Raw genomic sequence first — 15,559 nt, forward strand, 5'->3', positions numbered from 1 at the left:
CAATGAAACGAACACAAACACTACTGCTGCTGGCACTTTTTGCCATTGGCACATCGCAGGCACAGGACAAAAAGAAAATGGACAAGAAACAAGACATCGAGAAGAAGATCGACGCGCTAATGGCCAAAATGACCCTTGAGGAAAAGGTGGGCCAGATGAACCAGTACAACGGATTTTGGGACGTGACCGGGCCTTCGCCCAAAGAAGGCAGTGCGGCACTGAAGTATGAACACCTTCGTAAAGGATGGGTAGGCTCAATGCTTACCGTACGCGGTGTAAAGGAAGTCCGCGCCGTACAGAAAATAGCTGTTGAAGAAACCCGCCTTGGCATTCCGCTGATCATCGGGTTCGACGTGATACACGGTTACAAGACACTCAGTCCCATTCCATTGGCGGAAGCCGCGAGCTGGGACATGGAAGCCATACGGAGGTCGGCCGAAACAGCGGCAGGCGAGGCATCGGCATCGGGCATTAACTGGACGTTCGGGCCTATGGTCGATATAAGCCGCGACGCACGATGGGGCCGCGTGATGGAAGGCGCGGGCGAAGACCCGTTCCTGGGCAGCAAAGTCGCTGCCGCAAGGGTAAAAGGCTTCCAGGGCGACGACCTTTCATTGCCTACGACCATTGCCGCCTGTGCCAAGCACTTTGCGGGCTATGGATTTTCCGAATCCGGTCGTGATTATAATACGGTGGACATTGGCAATGCCACATTATACAACACCGTACTGCCACCCTTTAAAGCTGCTAAGGATGCAGGCGTACGTACGTTCATGAACGCCTTCAACATCCTCAACGGCGTTCCGGCAACGGGCAACAGCTTTTTGCTGCGCGACATCCTGAAAGGCAAATGGGGCTTTGACGGCTTCGTAATTACCGACTGGGCTTCCATCCGCGAAATGATCGCGCACGGGTTTGCCAAAGACGGTGCCGAGGCTTCGCTAAAGGCAGTTACCGCAGGCGCCGACATGGACATGGAGTCGCACCTGTATGTGAAGGAACTGGTTGGTTTAGTAAACGACGGTAAAGTCGACATCAAACTGGTAGACGATGCCGTACGCAGGATTCTTCGTGTAAAATATGAACTTGGCCTGTTTGACGACCCCTATCGTTATTGCGACGAAAAGCGCGAAAAATCTGTCATTGGCAATAAAGCGAATAATGATGCGGTACTGGACATGGCGAAAAAATCCATTGTACTCCTAAAGAACGAAAAGAACCTGCTTCCACTAAAGAAGAGCGGGCAGAAAATAGCGCTGATTGGCCAACTGGCCAATGACAAAACCAGTCCGTTAGGAAGCTGGAGGATCGCCTCGCAGGACGAAACGGCGGTATCGGTACTGGAAGGCATGCAGCAGTACAAAGGCAACACGCTAACGTATGAGAAGGGTGGCGAAGCCTACAAAGGCAAGCCGACATTCCTTACTGAGGTGGAATGGAACACTACCGACAGGAGTGGATTTGAAGCCGCAAAAGCCGCCGCAAAGAATGCCGATGTGGTAATCATGGTACTGGGCGAGCACGGCTTCCAGAGTGGCGAAGGCCGCAGCCGCACCAACCTGGACCTGCCGGGATTACAGCAGGAGCTGTTGGAAGAGGTATACAAAGTGAACCCGAACATCGTACTGGTACTGAACAATGGCCGTCCGCTGGCTTTGCCGTGGGCTGCTGAACATATCCCAACCATCGTTGAGGCATGGCAGCTGGGTACCCAAACGGGCAATGCCGTGGCGCAGGTGCTGTATGGCGACTACAACCCGAGCGGTAAGCTGCCGATGAGCTTCCCGCGCAACGTGGGGCAGGTACCGATATACTATAACCAGCACAGCACGGGCAGGCCTGTAGATGCAGATAAGAACGTATTTTGGTCGCACTATATGGACGTGGAGAAAACCCCGCAGTTCGCCTTTGGCCACGGGTTGAGCTATACGACATTTAAGTATGGAACTGTAAAGCTTGACAAGAAAACTTACGCGAAAGGGGAGAGTGTAAAAGTTTCCGTTGAGGTAACCAACACCGGGAATTACGATGGCAAAGAAGTTGTGCAGCTTTACATCAGGGACATTGCCGCCAGCCTGTCGCGCCCGGTAAAAGAGCTGAAAGGCTTTGAGTTGGTTTCCATCAAAAAAGGCGAAACTAAAACAGTGAGCTTTACTCTGACGGATAATGAGTTAGGCTTTTTTAACAACAACGGCGATTACCTTGTAGAGCCGGGAACGTTTAAAGTGTTCGTAGGGACAAGTTCGGATAATGTTCAGGAAGCCGAGTTTGAGTTGAAGTAAGAGAGTCGAAAGATTGAAAGTCTAAAGTCAAAAGCCCGATGCAGTTATTGTATCGGGCTTTTGACTTTTATAATCGAGCAGTGCTACTGCTTCTTCACGTACTTGGTAAGGATCACGATAAGCTGCCCGTCTATTTTGCCTTCTACCTGTTCATGGTTATCGTGTACCAGGCGTATGTTGCGCACCGCTGTACCTACTTTGGCGTTGAGTGTTGATCCTTTTACATCAAGGTCTTTAATAAGGGTCACAGTGTCGCCCTGCTGCAGTATGTTGCCGTTGCTGTCCTTGTGGAACTGCACTCCGGCATCCTGGGTATGGTCGCCGGTGGCTTTGGCATATTCCAGCAGCTCATCATCAAGGTACATCATGTCGAGCGCGTCGGCGGCCCAGCCCTCATCACGGAAACGGTTCAGCATGCGCCATGACACCACCTGCACGGCAGGCACCTCGCTCCACATGCTCGTGGGCAGTATGTTTTGCCAAAAGGCGCTGTCAGGTTCTTCCCTCTTTTCTATCTGGGCAAGGCATTTGGCATCGATGTAGATAAAGCCATCGGCGCCTAAGTTGCGCGCAGGCGGTACTTCATATGCTGAAAGGTTGCCGGTCGTACCACTCAGTTCGCATACATTACCACTGCGATCCTGCAGTTGCTGTTCTATTGTCATGATCGTAAATTTAGGGTGTAAAGGTAACTAATTTAGCAAAACTGCCCTCAGTAGATTGTATTTATGTAAGAATAAACTTAGTTTATACATTTTAATGCACATTTCTCCCCATCAATTGCAGCTGAAATTATGCCTCCCGCAAAGCCTGCCCCTTCACCACATGGGTAAAGGCCTTTTATCTGAAGATGTTCTAACGTTTCGGGATCGCGGGGAATTCGTACAGGCGATGAGGTACGTGACTCAGGCGCGTGCAATATGGCCTCGTTGGTAAGATAACCGCGCATCGACTTGCCAAATTCTTTAAAGCCCTCCCTTAAAGTCTGCGTAAGGAAGCCGGGGAATACCTGCCCTAATTCTACAGATGTTGTTCCGGGCACATAAGAGGTTTTGGGAATATTTGAAGATACTTTGGATTGCGTAAAGTCGATCATGCGCTGGGCCGGTACGCGCTGGGTCTCGCCTGCTACGCGCCATGCCTGCTGCTCAATGGCTTTTTGGAATTCCATTCCGGCCAACGCGCCGAATTTGGCAAATGGTTTGAAGTCTTCCAGTTTGAGTTCGACCACAATGCCCGAGTTGGCTGTTTCCTGGTCGCGCTTGGAGGGCGACCAGCCGTTGGTAACCACCTCGCCGGGACTGGTGGCACAAGGGGCTATAACGCCGCCGGGACACATGCAGAAAGAGTACATGCCCCTGCCGCCTACCTGTTTTACAATGGCGTAGGGTGCGGGCGGAAGGAACTCTCCCCTGCCGGAATTGAAGTCGCAGCTGTATTGTATGCTGTCGATAAGGCTTTGCGGATGCTCGGCACGAACGCCCAGGGCGAACGGCTTCGCCTCTATGAATATCTTTTTGCGGTCGAGCAGTTCAAAGATGTCGCGCGCGGAATGGCCCGTAGCCAGTATGATCTTTTTGGCATTGATGGTGTCGCCGTTCTGGGTCACCACGCCTTCCACTGCGCTGCTTTTTACGAGAATGTCGGTCACACGGGTATTGAAGAGCACCTGCCCGCCGAACTCGATGATCTTTTCGCGCATGGCCTTGATGATCTTGGGCAGCTTGTTGGTGCCTATGTGCGGATGCGCCTCTACCAATATCTCCTCGGATGCGCCAAATGCCACGAACAGGCGTAATATCCTGTCAACATCGCCACGCTTTTTGGAACGGGTATAGAGCTTACCGTCGGAATAGGTACCTGCCCCGCCCTCGCCATAGCAGTAGTTGGAATCGCCATCCACAACATGGTCGCGGTTGATCGCCTTGAGATCGCGGCGGCGTTCCTGCACGTCCTTGCCACGCTCGAGGACTATCGGCTTTAGGCCAAGCTCTATCAACTGCAAGGCGGCGAACAATCCGGCAGGCCCGGCACCGATGATGATGACTTCGGGTGCATTAGATACATGTTTATACTCAGGCAGCTGTAGTTTGTTTTCGGTGTACTCTTCATCATGGTAAACCGCCACCTTCAGATTAACCTTTACGGTCTTTTGGCGTGCGTCGATGGAGCGCTTGAGTATGGCTACATGGCGTATTTCCTCAGGCTTCATGTGCATGAGCTTTGCAATGTGCTCTGTAAGCAAGGGCTGCTGTGCGGCTACTTCGGGCGCGACCTGTATCTGGAGTTCTCTTGACATGCCGCAAAAATAGGGATTATTTTTTATTGATGATTTATAGGTTAAACGGCTTAATCGCAACACCAACTTTAAAATATGCACTAATTAGGTTATAACAATACACCTGTATAGTTTATTGTTTTTGAAATCGAGTAAAAATAAATCTATGGAGTCAATATAATCATCAAATCCTTTATAATAATATGCTACAACATAGTCTCCATTATCGACAATTCGTTCCAAATTATTAATTTCTTTTTTAGCTTCATCATCATTAATTTTGTAATTAAACAGCAACTCAAGGACATATTTATTATCTACTTCATTGGCTTTCCAATGCCTAATTTGCCAATTTTTCCTCAGATCGTTGCTCAAAGGATAGCTCTGACTTTTTAATAGCTTTTCCTCAAAATTTTCATTCTTTTCAAAAGTATACACCTCTAACGTATATCCTTCTCCTCGAGGGCTATGAAAATCTTCCCAGTCAAAAACTTTTTCTTTGATTATTATTTCTAGGCCAAGGCTGTCAAGAGAAAACGATTGTTGTGAATTAGTTGTACAGCTAATAACAACTAAAAATGTAATACAAAATAAAACTTTGTTTTTCATAACATTATGATTTCTTATCAAACGCATACAACGCAAATGAAGCCAGCCAGTGTTCCCCTTCATAATTGCCATCGGTGATGGATGGAAGGGAATACACAAAGTGTTTATCGGCCAATGCCTTCAGGTGGCTGAATTGCTTAGGGTATTGCTTTGCGAGAGAATAAAAATTCCAGGCCCGGCTAAAGTTAAGCCCGTCAAGGTGTACGAGGTGGCCGTCAGTACGGTCAGATACTTTGCCTGGCTCCCATGAAAAATTCTTATCGAAAAGCTGTGGGGCGAAATCCTTTAGCCATTTTAAAAAATCCTTTTCGGGCATTACACGCTGCATGACCCCGATCTCCTCCATGCAGGGCGAGAGGAAGTCGGTGCCGCTGGGTTCCCAGTTAAATGGGCAGCCCGCATCATTTTTGAACAGGCGCAGGGCATTCTCCCTGATGCTGTTTTGCAAAGGGATGTTCTTTGCGTGCACGGCATAGTCCCAAGCGAGATTCAGCCCAAAGGCCGTGTTGGTATGTGTGCCATTGCGCAGGGCATAATTGAGCTTCGGCAGGAATTCGATATAGCGATCGGCCAAAAGCGTCGTTAAAGGCTGAAGGTTGTCGGCAAGTTCTTTTGCAAATGGTTCGTTATACGTGTCCAGTTCCTGCTGCAGTTTTAGCAGCCACGCCCAGCCGTAGGTGCGCTCGTATGACTTCTCGTGTTTTTTGTTGAGGTAGGCGACTTCTTCCAAAACATTCTCTTTCGACAGGTTGACCTTTAGTTTGTTGATGATCTCCTCCCTGTTATCCAGTTTGGGAAATTTCTTCAGCAAATACACCAGGCTCCAGTGCCCGTGTACAGAGGAATGCCAGTCAAAACAGCCGTAAAATGCGGGGTGCAGTTTTTTTGGGCCGGCGATCTCGGTGGAGTCGGCAAGCAGCTGGCTGAGTTTGTTGGGATATTCCTGCTGGAGGCATTTGAACGGAAGCGCAGCAAGATCGTTGGCCTGCTTTTGTGTAAGCTGCTGGGAGAATGCGAAAGTGGTCGTTAGGAAAAGAAGGAGGTAACTATGTTTCATCTGTTGTATTTAACGGTTTTAAATATAGGAAGATTTTAGGAATAAAGAATAAAGCCTCTCCATGTGATGAAAGGCCATAATTTCTTTTTGAATAGGAGAGGAGGCTAATGTATTGTTAAAGTAAATGGCGCTCCGCCTTGTGTTCCTTATTTTTAGTATCGCAAAACATTTTAACCGATATAACCCATGGAAAAGCCATTTGAGCCCATAGTGAACCCATCGCAAAAAACCTTAGGCACCATAGAGAGCGCGATCTCCATCATGGGTGGCGCTTACCTGCTGTATGATGCTTTTAAGAAGAAAAAGAAAAGCATCCTGGAGATGGCGGCTGCCGGATTCATGATCTATCGCGGTGTAAAAGGCCTGCAAAAGAACGGGACGCTCAACAGCAAGCTACTGGGAGAACGTGCTGCTAAGCCACATGACAGCAATATTAACATACATGCCCGAATGATCGTGGACAGGCCTGTGAATGAGGTGTACAACTTCTGGAGGCACCTGGGCAACCTGCCCCTGTTCATGGAACACCTGGAAAGTGTTACCGTGCTGGGCGACACACATTCGGAATGGAAGGCAGCCATGCCGGGCGGATTGGGTACAGTGAGCTGGAAGGCTGAAATAGTGGGAGAGGAGCCCAACCGATATATCGGGTGGAGGTCGATGCCCGGTTCGATGATAGCCAATGCCGGGAAGGTGAAGTTTAAGGATGCCGGTGAGCTGGGTACGCTGGTGCATGTCGTGTTCTCATACGAAGCGCCTTTCGGATCTGCCGGTACAGAAGTAGCTAAGCTGGCTAACCCCATATTTGAGAGGATGGTACGAAAAGACGTACTGGGCTTTAAACGCTATATGGAAACCGGGACACCGCAAAAGCTGCAACAGGAGACAGTAGCGATATTTACATGATATCCATACATTTAAAAGGTTTAGCATTCGATCATTACCGAAGAGATTTTTCGTAACTTTACAGACTATTTGTAATGATCGAAAGATGGAAGTTGAGCACCATATAGAAAGCCCGCTTATAGCGAAGATATCATTCCACAAAGTGCTGGAAACACTGGAGGAAATTGCCGGATCGGATGTGGATTACCGTTCAGATTATGCCAAGGCATTACTTCGTCACACCGCCCCATATCCTGAGCTGCGCGACGGGATCACCGACCTTTCGCTGCTCGAAAAGCACGAAAAGCTCATCAAGAACTTACTGGCCGACCTTTTTCCTACTGCATTGACAAAGAATGAGATCAAGGCCGCGGCCATCCCTTTCTTTAATATTACCTTCAACCATACAGAGCGTTTCAAAAAGATACTCATGAATGCCGGGGAAGATTTCGGCATGAGCATACGTAATTTTGACGACCACCAGTTTTATGTGTTCTGCTGCTGTCTGGTGCTAAACAGCTATTACGGGCATCATTTCGACTTCAGCAAGCCGCTGTTTTACGACATACCCGACAGCGAGGGCATCATGCACCATTACCGCATACTGTACAATGCAGATTTCCTTGAATTGCTGCCGACCGAAAAGGCCATCGATATTACCGATGAGGATGTAACGCTGCTGATGGATAATTTTGACGATCTTGAGCTGTGGAAGAAAAAATTCCCCGCAGGGAGTTGGATATCCAAAGGGTTTGGTATCGTGTCGCTATTTGATGCCACTACCGAAAGCGCCATATCCAACCTGAAGACCAACCTGCTGGTAAGCGAAGAATTAAAAGAAGTGACCAAGGCGAATTTTGAAGGTATATTCAGGTCGATCTATCAGATCCCGGACCTCAGGATCGGCTATACTGAAGTAAATGTTGAGGACAATCTATTCAGGCTTGCGCCTTTTCAGGAAATGAAAAGCCACATACTGAATGATTCGGCCGAAATGAGCTGCAACAGCATGATGTGCGATGCAACGTTGGACGGTATGCTGGCACAAAAGAAATATTTCATCCTGTCGGATGTTGAGAGGTATAAGTCTGATGCCGGAGCTGATACTACTTTTGCCGACCATCTGCTGGCGCAGGACATACGCAGCTGTATTTTTGCCCCTATCATAAAGAACGGCAGGCTGCTGGGCTTTATCGAACTGGTTTCCTCAAGATCAAAGGAACTGAACAGCATCAACTCCAACAAGCTGACCTACATATTGCCTTTCCTTACCGATACGATCGACCGCTATTATTCGGAATTGCAGAACGAGGTGGATGCCATCATCCAGAATGAGTATACCGCCATACACCACAGCGTGTACTGGAAGTTCCGCGAGGAAGCATTGCTGCACGTTACCAACAGGGACAAGAAGGATCAGGCGTATAAGGAGATCGTGTTCCGTGAGGTGTACCCCCTTTACGGACAGATCGACATTAAAGGGTCATCTACCGCAAGGAATGAGTCGATCGAAAAAGATCTGGCGCTGCAGCTGAAGGAACTGCACTCGTTGTTTAAGTTCATCTTCAAAAATGAAAAGCTGCCACTGATAGAACAGCATATTTTTGAGCTCGAAAAGCTACAGAATGAACTCAGTGATTCATTGAAAGCCGATACGGAATCGGGCATCCAGACTTATATCATCAATGAGGTGCACCCGGTGCTGAAGCACTTCGATGCATCGAATGCCGAAGTACATGGGAAGATCACAGATTACTTTGAAACGCTCGACCCCAAGATGAAGATGGTATATGACAGCCGCAAGGACTTTGACAACGCGCTGTCCATCATCAACAAGCAAATGGCCGAGGTGCTCGACCGCAAGCAAGTGGAGGCACAGACGTTCTTTCCGCACTATTACGAGCGTTTCAAGACCGATGGCGTGGAACACAACCTGTACATAGGCGCGTCCATTTCGCCAAAACATCCGTACAGCTCCTTATATCTCAACAATCTTAGGTTGTGGCAACTGCAGGCTATGTGCGAAATGGAGAACGAATACTACAAGCTGCGCCCTGGGCTGCCGTATGACCTTGATGTCACCTCGTTGATACTGGTGTTCAGCTCGCCGATATCCATCCGTTTCCGCATGGACGAAAAGCGCTTTGATGTCGATGGTACATATAACGCCCGCTATGAGGTCGTGAAGAAGCGCATCGATAAATCCAACATCAAGGGCACAAAGGACCGCATTACCGAGAAAGGTAAGATCACGATAGTGTATTCGCAAAAGCAGGAGGAAGCCGAATACCGCAGGTATATCCAGTTCTTACAACACAAAAAGATGCTGGGCAATGTGATAGAAACCTTTGAAGTGGAAGACCTCCAGGGCGTTACCGGCCTTAAAGCGCTGCGTATTTCGGTAGAATATGACAGCAATAAGAGACCGGAGGCCACCTATAGCTATGAAGATCTGCTTAAAGAGCTGAATGTTTAGAAAGGAACGCGGATGACACTGATCTGTGCAGGATCAGTCCGGCTTCGTAAAACATATCGCTGACCGTTTGCCGATCGTGAAGGATATTTTTTTAAACCATTTTAAAAGCATAAATGAACGCCCCGACCGAGGCCAGTATCCCTATCATGAAAACTGTATAGGTAATACGCAACAGCCTGTATTTTCGGTGAAGTACCAAGCCAAGAAAATACAAATCCTTTATCATTGAGCCATACAGGTAGTCCCTGCTTTTCATCATTTCGTTCATAGCCCATTCGTACTCCTCCAAAGGCATTTTGTAGAAATTCCCGAAGAATAGCAGGTTTACCTTTTGCTGGTCAATATCCTCGCGGGTAAAGGTGCCGCTGGTTACCTTTGGCCGTGTTGAAAGTATCGCAAAAATGATGGTCGCCACCGTAAATGCCATTAGTATGAGCGTTGGTGTGACCAGGTGCGCGTTCGATGGACTGTCGAGCTTGGGGATGATGGTCGTCAGCACAATGGAAATGATGATCGCATTTACAGAAAGCAGTATGTTGGCCTTGCTGTCGGCGATCTCGCTCAGGCGGGTATGGTTATTGAGCGTTACACGGAACACCGTATCAACACCCCTGTCCGGCCTTTCCAGTTTTTCTAATTTCTTTTTATTAAGTTTTTCCTTCGATTTTTTCTTTCCGCCATCCGCATCGGCATCGCCGATCTCCTTTTGCAGGATCGCAATATTAGCTTCCTTTAAAGGCTGTAGTTCCTTTTTCCCATAGTCGGTATAAAAGCGGTGCTCCTGCATGAGCATCTTACGGTTGCCCAATGCCCATTCCTTATCGCTGAAGGTTTTTCCCTGGATCTTCCATTCCTCCCTCAGCAGTTCAGAAAGTGCACAGTAGTTCTTATCGGCAAAGTGGGAACAGTCGGCATCCTTTATTATCTTTTCATTGAGCGACCGCGGTTCGGCATCTGCCTTTGTTGCCCTTATGAGCGCCGCGACCTGCTCTGCCTTGTCTTCAGGATACCCATTTTCGTTAAGGAAGGCCAACACTGTCTCAGCACCCTTATCTTCATGGTTGTCCGGCCCATCGACATAACCGGTGTCATGAAACCACGCGGCAAGCATAATGATCTCCATATCGTCCTCAATGCCTTCCTCCTTAGCGATCACCGCGGCGTTGTTCACTACACGCAAAGTATGGTTGAAATTATGGTAAATATAATCGGGAGATAACTTATCTTTGAATAGATGGAAGACGTGGCTTTCGGCTTTTTGAACAATATCCATAGGTAGGTAATTAACACAACCAAATTATGAAATTCTTTTCGGATAGCGTGGCAGGTAAGGTAAATATTAAGATTTTGTCCTGTTCGGTTATTATGATGTCCCTGTTTTCGTGTGCTACCTATAAGCCGGAGTATGGCATGAATACAGCGCCCTATCCTGTTGGCGACACCCTTGACAACGAAAAACCCGCCCATCGTTTTTACCTCATCGGCGATGCGGGCTATGCCAATGAGCCTCATACGCAGGCCATGCTGGGAATCATCAGCGAAAAGTTGGACAGGGAAGGGAAGAATACCACTTTATTTTATTTAGGCGACAACATTTATCCCGAAGGGATGGCGCCCGACAATGGTTCGCAGGCACGTAAGGACGGAGAGGCAAGCCTTACCTCGCAATTAAAGCTTTCTAAATTATTCCCGGGGCAAACGCTTTTCATCCCAGGCAACCACGACTGGTACAATGGCTATGAAGGATTGCGGGAACAGGAGAAATTCATCAACAAATATACAGGCAAAAAAACATTCTTCCCCGGCAAGGGCTGTGCGATAAAAGACGTGGAGGTCAATGACAACACTACGCTCATTACCATCGACAGCCAGTGGTATATAGAGGATTGGGACGATTACCCCAACATTAATGACGATTGCGACATCAAGACCCGCGAAGGGCTTTTTACCGAACTGGAAGACCTGCTGAACAAAAACCAGAATAAGACCGTTCTTATTGCCATACACCACCCACTCATGAGCAACGGGTCGCACGGCGGTCACTTTTCAATGAAAAAGCAACTGTTCCCCTTACCCTATAATGTTCCCCTGCCTGTTCTCGGGTCACTGATCAACCTGGCGCGAAAAGCATCTGGCTACAGCACCCAGGACATACAGAGCCGCGTGTACATTTCGCTTTCCAACAGGATAAGAACCCTGATACAGGACAAGGACAATGTGATCGTTATCTCAGGCCACGACCACAACCTCCAATACATACACCATGATAATGTGCACCAGATCATCAGCGGGGCCGGCTCAAAGGTAGAGGCCGCGCGCGTGGTTTACCCCAAAGATTTTTCGTACGGAGGCACAGGCTATTCCATACTTGACATTAATAAAGACGGGACTGCCAAAGTATATTTTTACAGTGTAAAGGACGGTAAGGAAGAACAGTTGTTCGAAAAGAAACTGCTGGAGAAAAAGGAAGTCGAACTTAAAGACTACCCCGACACCTTCCCGCAAAAGATGTCCGCGGCCATCTATACTCCCGAAATGACCGATAAGGGCGGGCTGTACCGTTTTTTCTTCGGGAAGCACTACCGCAAGTACTACAGTGTTCCGGTAGAGGCACAGGTAGTGCGCCTGGATACGCTTTACGGAGGGCTTGAGCCAAAAAAAGCGGGTGGCGGGCACCAAACCCATTCGCTCAGGCTGGAAGGGAAGGACGGTAGGGAATACTCGATGCGGGCATTGAAGAAGAGCGCCATCCGTTTCCTGCAGGCTGTAGCTTTCAAGGAGCGCTACATTGGTAATACGCTCGAAAATACTTTTGCCGAAAAATTCCTGCTGGATTTTTATACTACATCGCACCCATACACTCCGTTCATTGTTGGCCGCCTGGCCGATAAAGTGGACGTGGGCCATACTAATCCAAAGTTATATTATGTCCCGAAACAGAATGCCCTGGGCGAATACAACAGCGCGTTCGGCGACGAGCTGTACATGATAGAAGAGCACGTGCACAAAGAACAGAAAGATGTAAAAGGCTTCGGTGGCCCGGATGATATAACAGATACGCCGGATATGCTTAAAAACCTTACCAAAGACCATAAATACAGCGTCGACCAGAGGTCTTACATCCGCGCGAGGCTGTTCGATATGCTTATAGGCGACTGGGACAGGCATACCGACCAGTGGAAGTGGGGCGAGTACAAAAAAGACGGCAAGGTGATCTACAAGCCCATACCCAAGGACCGCGATCAGGCTTTTACAAAATATGACGGGTCGCTGTTCGCGATCATCATGAACATACCGGCACTGCGCCACATGCAGAGCTTTAAGGATGATATACGCAATGTAAAATGGTTCAACCGCGAGCCGTATGCGCTCGACCTGGCATTGATAACCTCGGCTACCGAACAGGACTGGCAGGACGAAGCAGGATACATTCGCCAAAACCTTACCGATGCGGCCATAGACGATGCTTTTGCCCAACTGCCAAAGGAACTTCAGGATGAAACCATAGAGGACATTAAAAGCAAACTGAAGTCCCGCAAAAGCCATCTTAATGAATTTGCACTGGAATACCGGGCAGTACTATTGAAAACCGTATTGGTGGTTGGGACGGATAAAAAAGACAAGTTCGTTATTACCCGCATGGGCGGAGGGAAGACCCGCATTGAAATGTACAGCCTGAAGGACGATAAGGAAACACTGGTACAGGACCAGACCTACAGCCGTGGGCAGACGAAAGAAATATGGATCTACGGACTGGATGATGATGATGTTTTTGAAGTGAAGGGCAAGCCGGAAAAGCCAATATTGCTCAGGATCCTTGGCGGGCAAAACCACGATACCTACAAAGTGGAGAACGGGCGAAAGGTAAAAGTGTACGATTTTAAGAGCAAAGAAAATACCTATGAGGTTGACAGGCGCACCGGGATGATCATGAGCGATGATCATGAGACTAACAGCTATGATGCCGAAAAGCCTAAGTACAACGTGATAGCGGGCTACCCCGGTATTGGCTATAACCCTGATGATGGTGTAAAGGTCGGTGCAGTAATGGACTATACTGTTAACAATTTTAACCGCAGGCCGTTCTCGCAAAAGCACAACCTAAGAGGGAATTATTTTTTTGCCACCGACGGCTTTGAGCTGAAGTATGCAGGCAAATACATGAATGCCGCCCTGCGCTGGAACATCGGCCTGGATGTAGTATACACCAGCCCCAATTTCAGCATCAATTATTTTGGGATGGGTAATGAGACCGAAAACCCGGATGACCAATTGGGTATGAACTACAACCGCGTTCGCCTGCAGACTTTTAGTGTTGCACCTTCCTTTTTCAAGGAATCCCGCAATGGCAGCTTCACACAGTTTGGCACTGTGTTCGAAACCATAGAGGTAGACGAAAGCACCAACCGATATGTGAACCAGCCGGGGACTTTGGCCCCTTACCTGTTCGAGCACCGGCAGTATTTTGGCATCAACGGAAAATACAGCTTCGCCAATTATGACAATGCCTCCCTTCCCGCTCTCGGGATGTTTTTTTATATATCGGGAGGATGGAAAACAAGCATTGATGATGCCAACCGCAACTTTCCGCATGCGGAAGGTTCAATAGGTGTCATCCACAAAATTACGCCCGATGAAAACCTGGTCTTCTCGACAACAGCAAAAGGGAAGGCCATCTTCAGCAATGATTTTGAGTTTTACCAGGCGGCAACACTTGGGGGAGACTTTGATCTGCGCGGTTACAGGCGGGAACGTTTTACAGGAAAACGTTCGGTGTACCAAAGCATTGACCTGCGGCTAACCTTGGGCAGCGTAAAAACCAGTTTTGTACCCATGAAGTATGGGATATTAGGCGGTTATGACTTCGGGCGCGTATGGGTTTCGGAAGACCCTTCGAGAAAATGGCACCAAAGTGTGGGTGGCGGTGGATGGCTCAACGGGCTAGATGTGGTTACTGCGCGGGTATTTTACTTTTACGGCACCGATGGCGGCCGTGTAGCCTTCGGGTTAAATTTTGGCCTTTAGGTCGGATAATTTTACTTCATAGAGCCTGCCGCCAACATGCTTGTCTTTTTCATCGGCTATAAGCAGTGTGTTCGCATCCCTGAAGGTTATTCCCTCTTTTTGTGTAATGAAGCCCAGCTCTACCGGATGTATCTCATAGTTGCCATCGCCAAAACCCGGCATGACCCAAATTTTATCACCTGAAAGCAAAATCGCCGTTTTGCCGTCGGGGCTTATGTCGGCACCTGTTATCGCACATTTGTTATAATTACCGCAAGCCTTTAACGAAGTGATGAGCTTTGCGGCATGTTTGCCCTCTTTATTGGGCACGCTGTACATAGTAAAGCTGCCGTCAAATTCTTTGCTCCTGTTTTTTGTGAAAATGTAAAAACTGCCTTCATGTTCAAAGAAGGCTTCGGCATCATAGAACATTTCCGATCTTTTTGGGGGAAAATCCTTTTGCTCCGGATAATAGAACTCCGTTTTGCCAACGATACTGTCGTATTTGCCATCATTAAGTTTGTAAATGGCCAGGTCGCGGCGTTTATTGGCGTTGTTGCCAAAATCGCCAATGTACAAATTGCCTTCAGCATCTGACGCCAGATCTTCCCAATCATGGTTTTTGGCATTCCTGACCTCGAATTGGTTCAGTATGTTGCCTTTCTCGTCAATGCTGTACATCTTGTTCTTGTTGCCGCTGTCTTCAAGCGCCCAAAGACCGTTCTCTTTTGTATACTGCAATCCTGATACTTCCTTAAGGTCCAGCGTTCCATTCTCTTTAACAAAATTGGGCAACTCATTGCAGGATATGCATGAGAGGAGCAGGGCAACAGAAAAAACGGTAAGATCTTTCATAAGGTACATTTTCGTAAAAATACGAACAGTAAGATCTAAAGCCAATTATTTTGGCAACTATTTAATTAAAAAACCATCGGCATTGCCGATGGTCCTTTCCACTATTAAAAAAA

10 protein-coding genes are annotated in these 15,559 nt (G+C 48.0%); 4 read left to right on the forward strand and 6 right to left on the reverse strand.

The window, feature by feature from the left end; genetic code table 11:
* Positions 1 to 2 precede the first annotated feature (2 nt).
* Complete coding sequence (bglX, locus tag ACT6R0_RS08685) at positions 3 to 2,282, forward strand: beta-glucosidase BglX (RefSeq protein ID WP_444652637.1); 2,280 nt, start codon at positions 3 to 5, stop codon at positions 2,280 to 2,282.
* A gap of 83 nt (positions 2,283 to 2,365) precedes the next feature.
* On the opposite strand, the gene ACT6R0_RS08690 is transcribed toward bglX, so the two are convergent.
* The 4 genes from ACT6R0_RS08690 to ACT6R0_RS08705 form a co-directional block, all read right to left on the reverse strand.
* Positions 2,366 to 2,947 (reverse strand): PhnA domain-containing protein, encoded by a 582-nt coding sequence (locus tag ACT6R0_RS08690; RefSeq protein WP_444652636.1) that lies wholly within the window; start codon positions 2,945 to 2,947, stop codon positions 2,366 to 2,368.
* A gap of 77 nt (positions 2,948 to 3,024) precedes the next feature.
* The gene (locus ACT6R0_RS08695) at positions 3,025 to 4,581 is read right to left on the reverse strand and encodes an NAD(P)/FAD-dependent oxidoreductase (RefSeq protein ID WP_444652634.1); all 1,557 of its coding nucleotides are present in this window, start codon (positions 4,579 to 4,581) and stop codon (positions 3,025 to 3,027) included.
* An 84-nt stretch (positions 4,582 to 4,665) separates the two neighbouring features.
* The gene (locus ACT6R0_RS08700) at positions 4,666 to 5,169 is read right to left on the reverse strand and encodes a hypothetical protein (RefSeq protein ID WP_444652633.1); all 504 of its coding nucleotides are present in this window, start codon (positions 5,167 to 5,169) and stop codon (positions 4,666 to 4,668) included.
* A gap of 4 nt (positions 5,170 to 5,173) precedes the next feature.
* A complete protein-coding gene (locus ACT6R0_RS08705; protein ID WP_444652631.1) occupies positions 5,174 to 6,226 on the reverse strand; it encodes a DUF2891 domain-containing protein in 1,053 nt (350 codons plus the stop codon).
* A 186-nt stretch (positions 6,227 to 6,412) separates the two neighbouring features.
* Between ACT6R0_RS08705 and ACT6R0_RS08710 the strand changes: the two genes are divergently transcribed.
* The gene (locus tag ACT6R0_RS08710; RefSeq protein WP_444652630.1) at positions 6,413 to 7,132 is read left to right on the forward strand and encodes an SRPBCC family protein; all 720 of its coding nucleotides are present in this window, start codon (positions 6,413 to 6,415) and stop codon (positions 7,130 to 7,132) included.
* Between the two features lie 85 nt (positions 7,133 to 7,217).
* Positions 7,218 to 9,587: a GAF domain-containing protein gene (locus ACT6R0_RS08715; RefSeq protein WP_444652628.1), complete on the forward strand. Its 2,370-nt coding sequence runs from the start codon at positions 7,218 to 7,220 to the stop codon at positions 9,585 to 9,587.
* Positions 9,588 to 9,678: 91 nt separating this feature from the next.
* On the opposite strand, the gene ACT6R0_RS08720 is transcribed toward ACT6R0_RS08715, so the two are convergent.
* Positions 9,679 to 10,860 (reverse strand): Pycsar system effector family protein, encoded by a 1,182-nt coding sequence (locus ACT6R0_RS08720; protein WP_444652627.1) that lies wholly within the window; start codon positions 10,858 to 10,860, stop codon positions 9,679 to 9,681.
* A 26-nt stretch (positions 10,861 to 10,886) separates the two neighbouring features.
* On the opposite strand from ACT6R0_RS08720, the gene ACT6R0_RS08725 reads away from it, so the two are divergent.
* Positions 10,887 to 14,612, forward strand: coding sequence for a metallophosphoesterase (locus tag ACT6R0_RS08725; RefSeq protein WP_444652626.1), 3,726 nt, complete (start codon positions 10,887 to 10,889; stop codon positions 14,610 to 14,612).
* On the opposite strand, the gene ACT6R0_RS08730 is transcribed toward ACT6R0_RS08725, so the two are convergent.
* Positions 14,595 to 15,446, reverse strand: coding sequence for a hypothetical protein (locus tag ACT6R0_RS08730; RefSeq protein WP_444652625.1), 852 nt, complete (start codon positions 15,444 to 15,446; stop codon positions 14,595 to 14,597). The genes ACT6R0_RS08725 and ACT6R0_RS08730 overlap by 18 nt on opposite strands.
* Positions 15,447 to 15,559 lie beyond the last annotated feature (113 nt).

Origin of the sequence: Flavobacterium sp., from assembly GCF_052437795.1 — a bacterium.
GTDB lineage: Bacteria > Bacteroidota > Bacteroidia > Flavobacteriales > Flavobacteriaceae > Flavobacterium.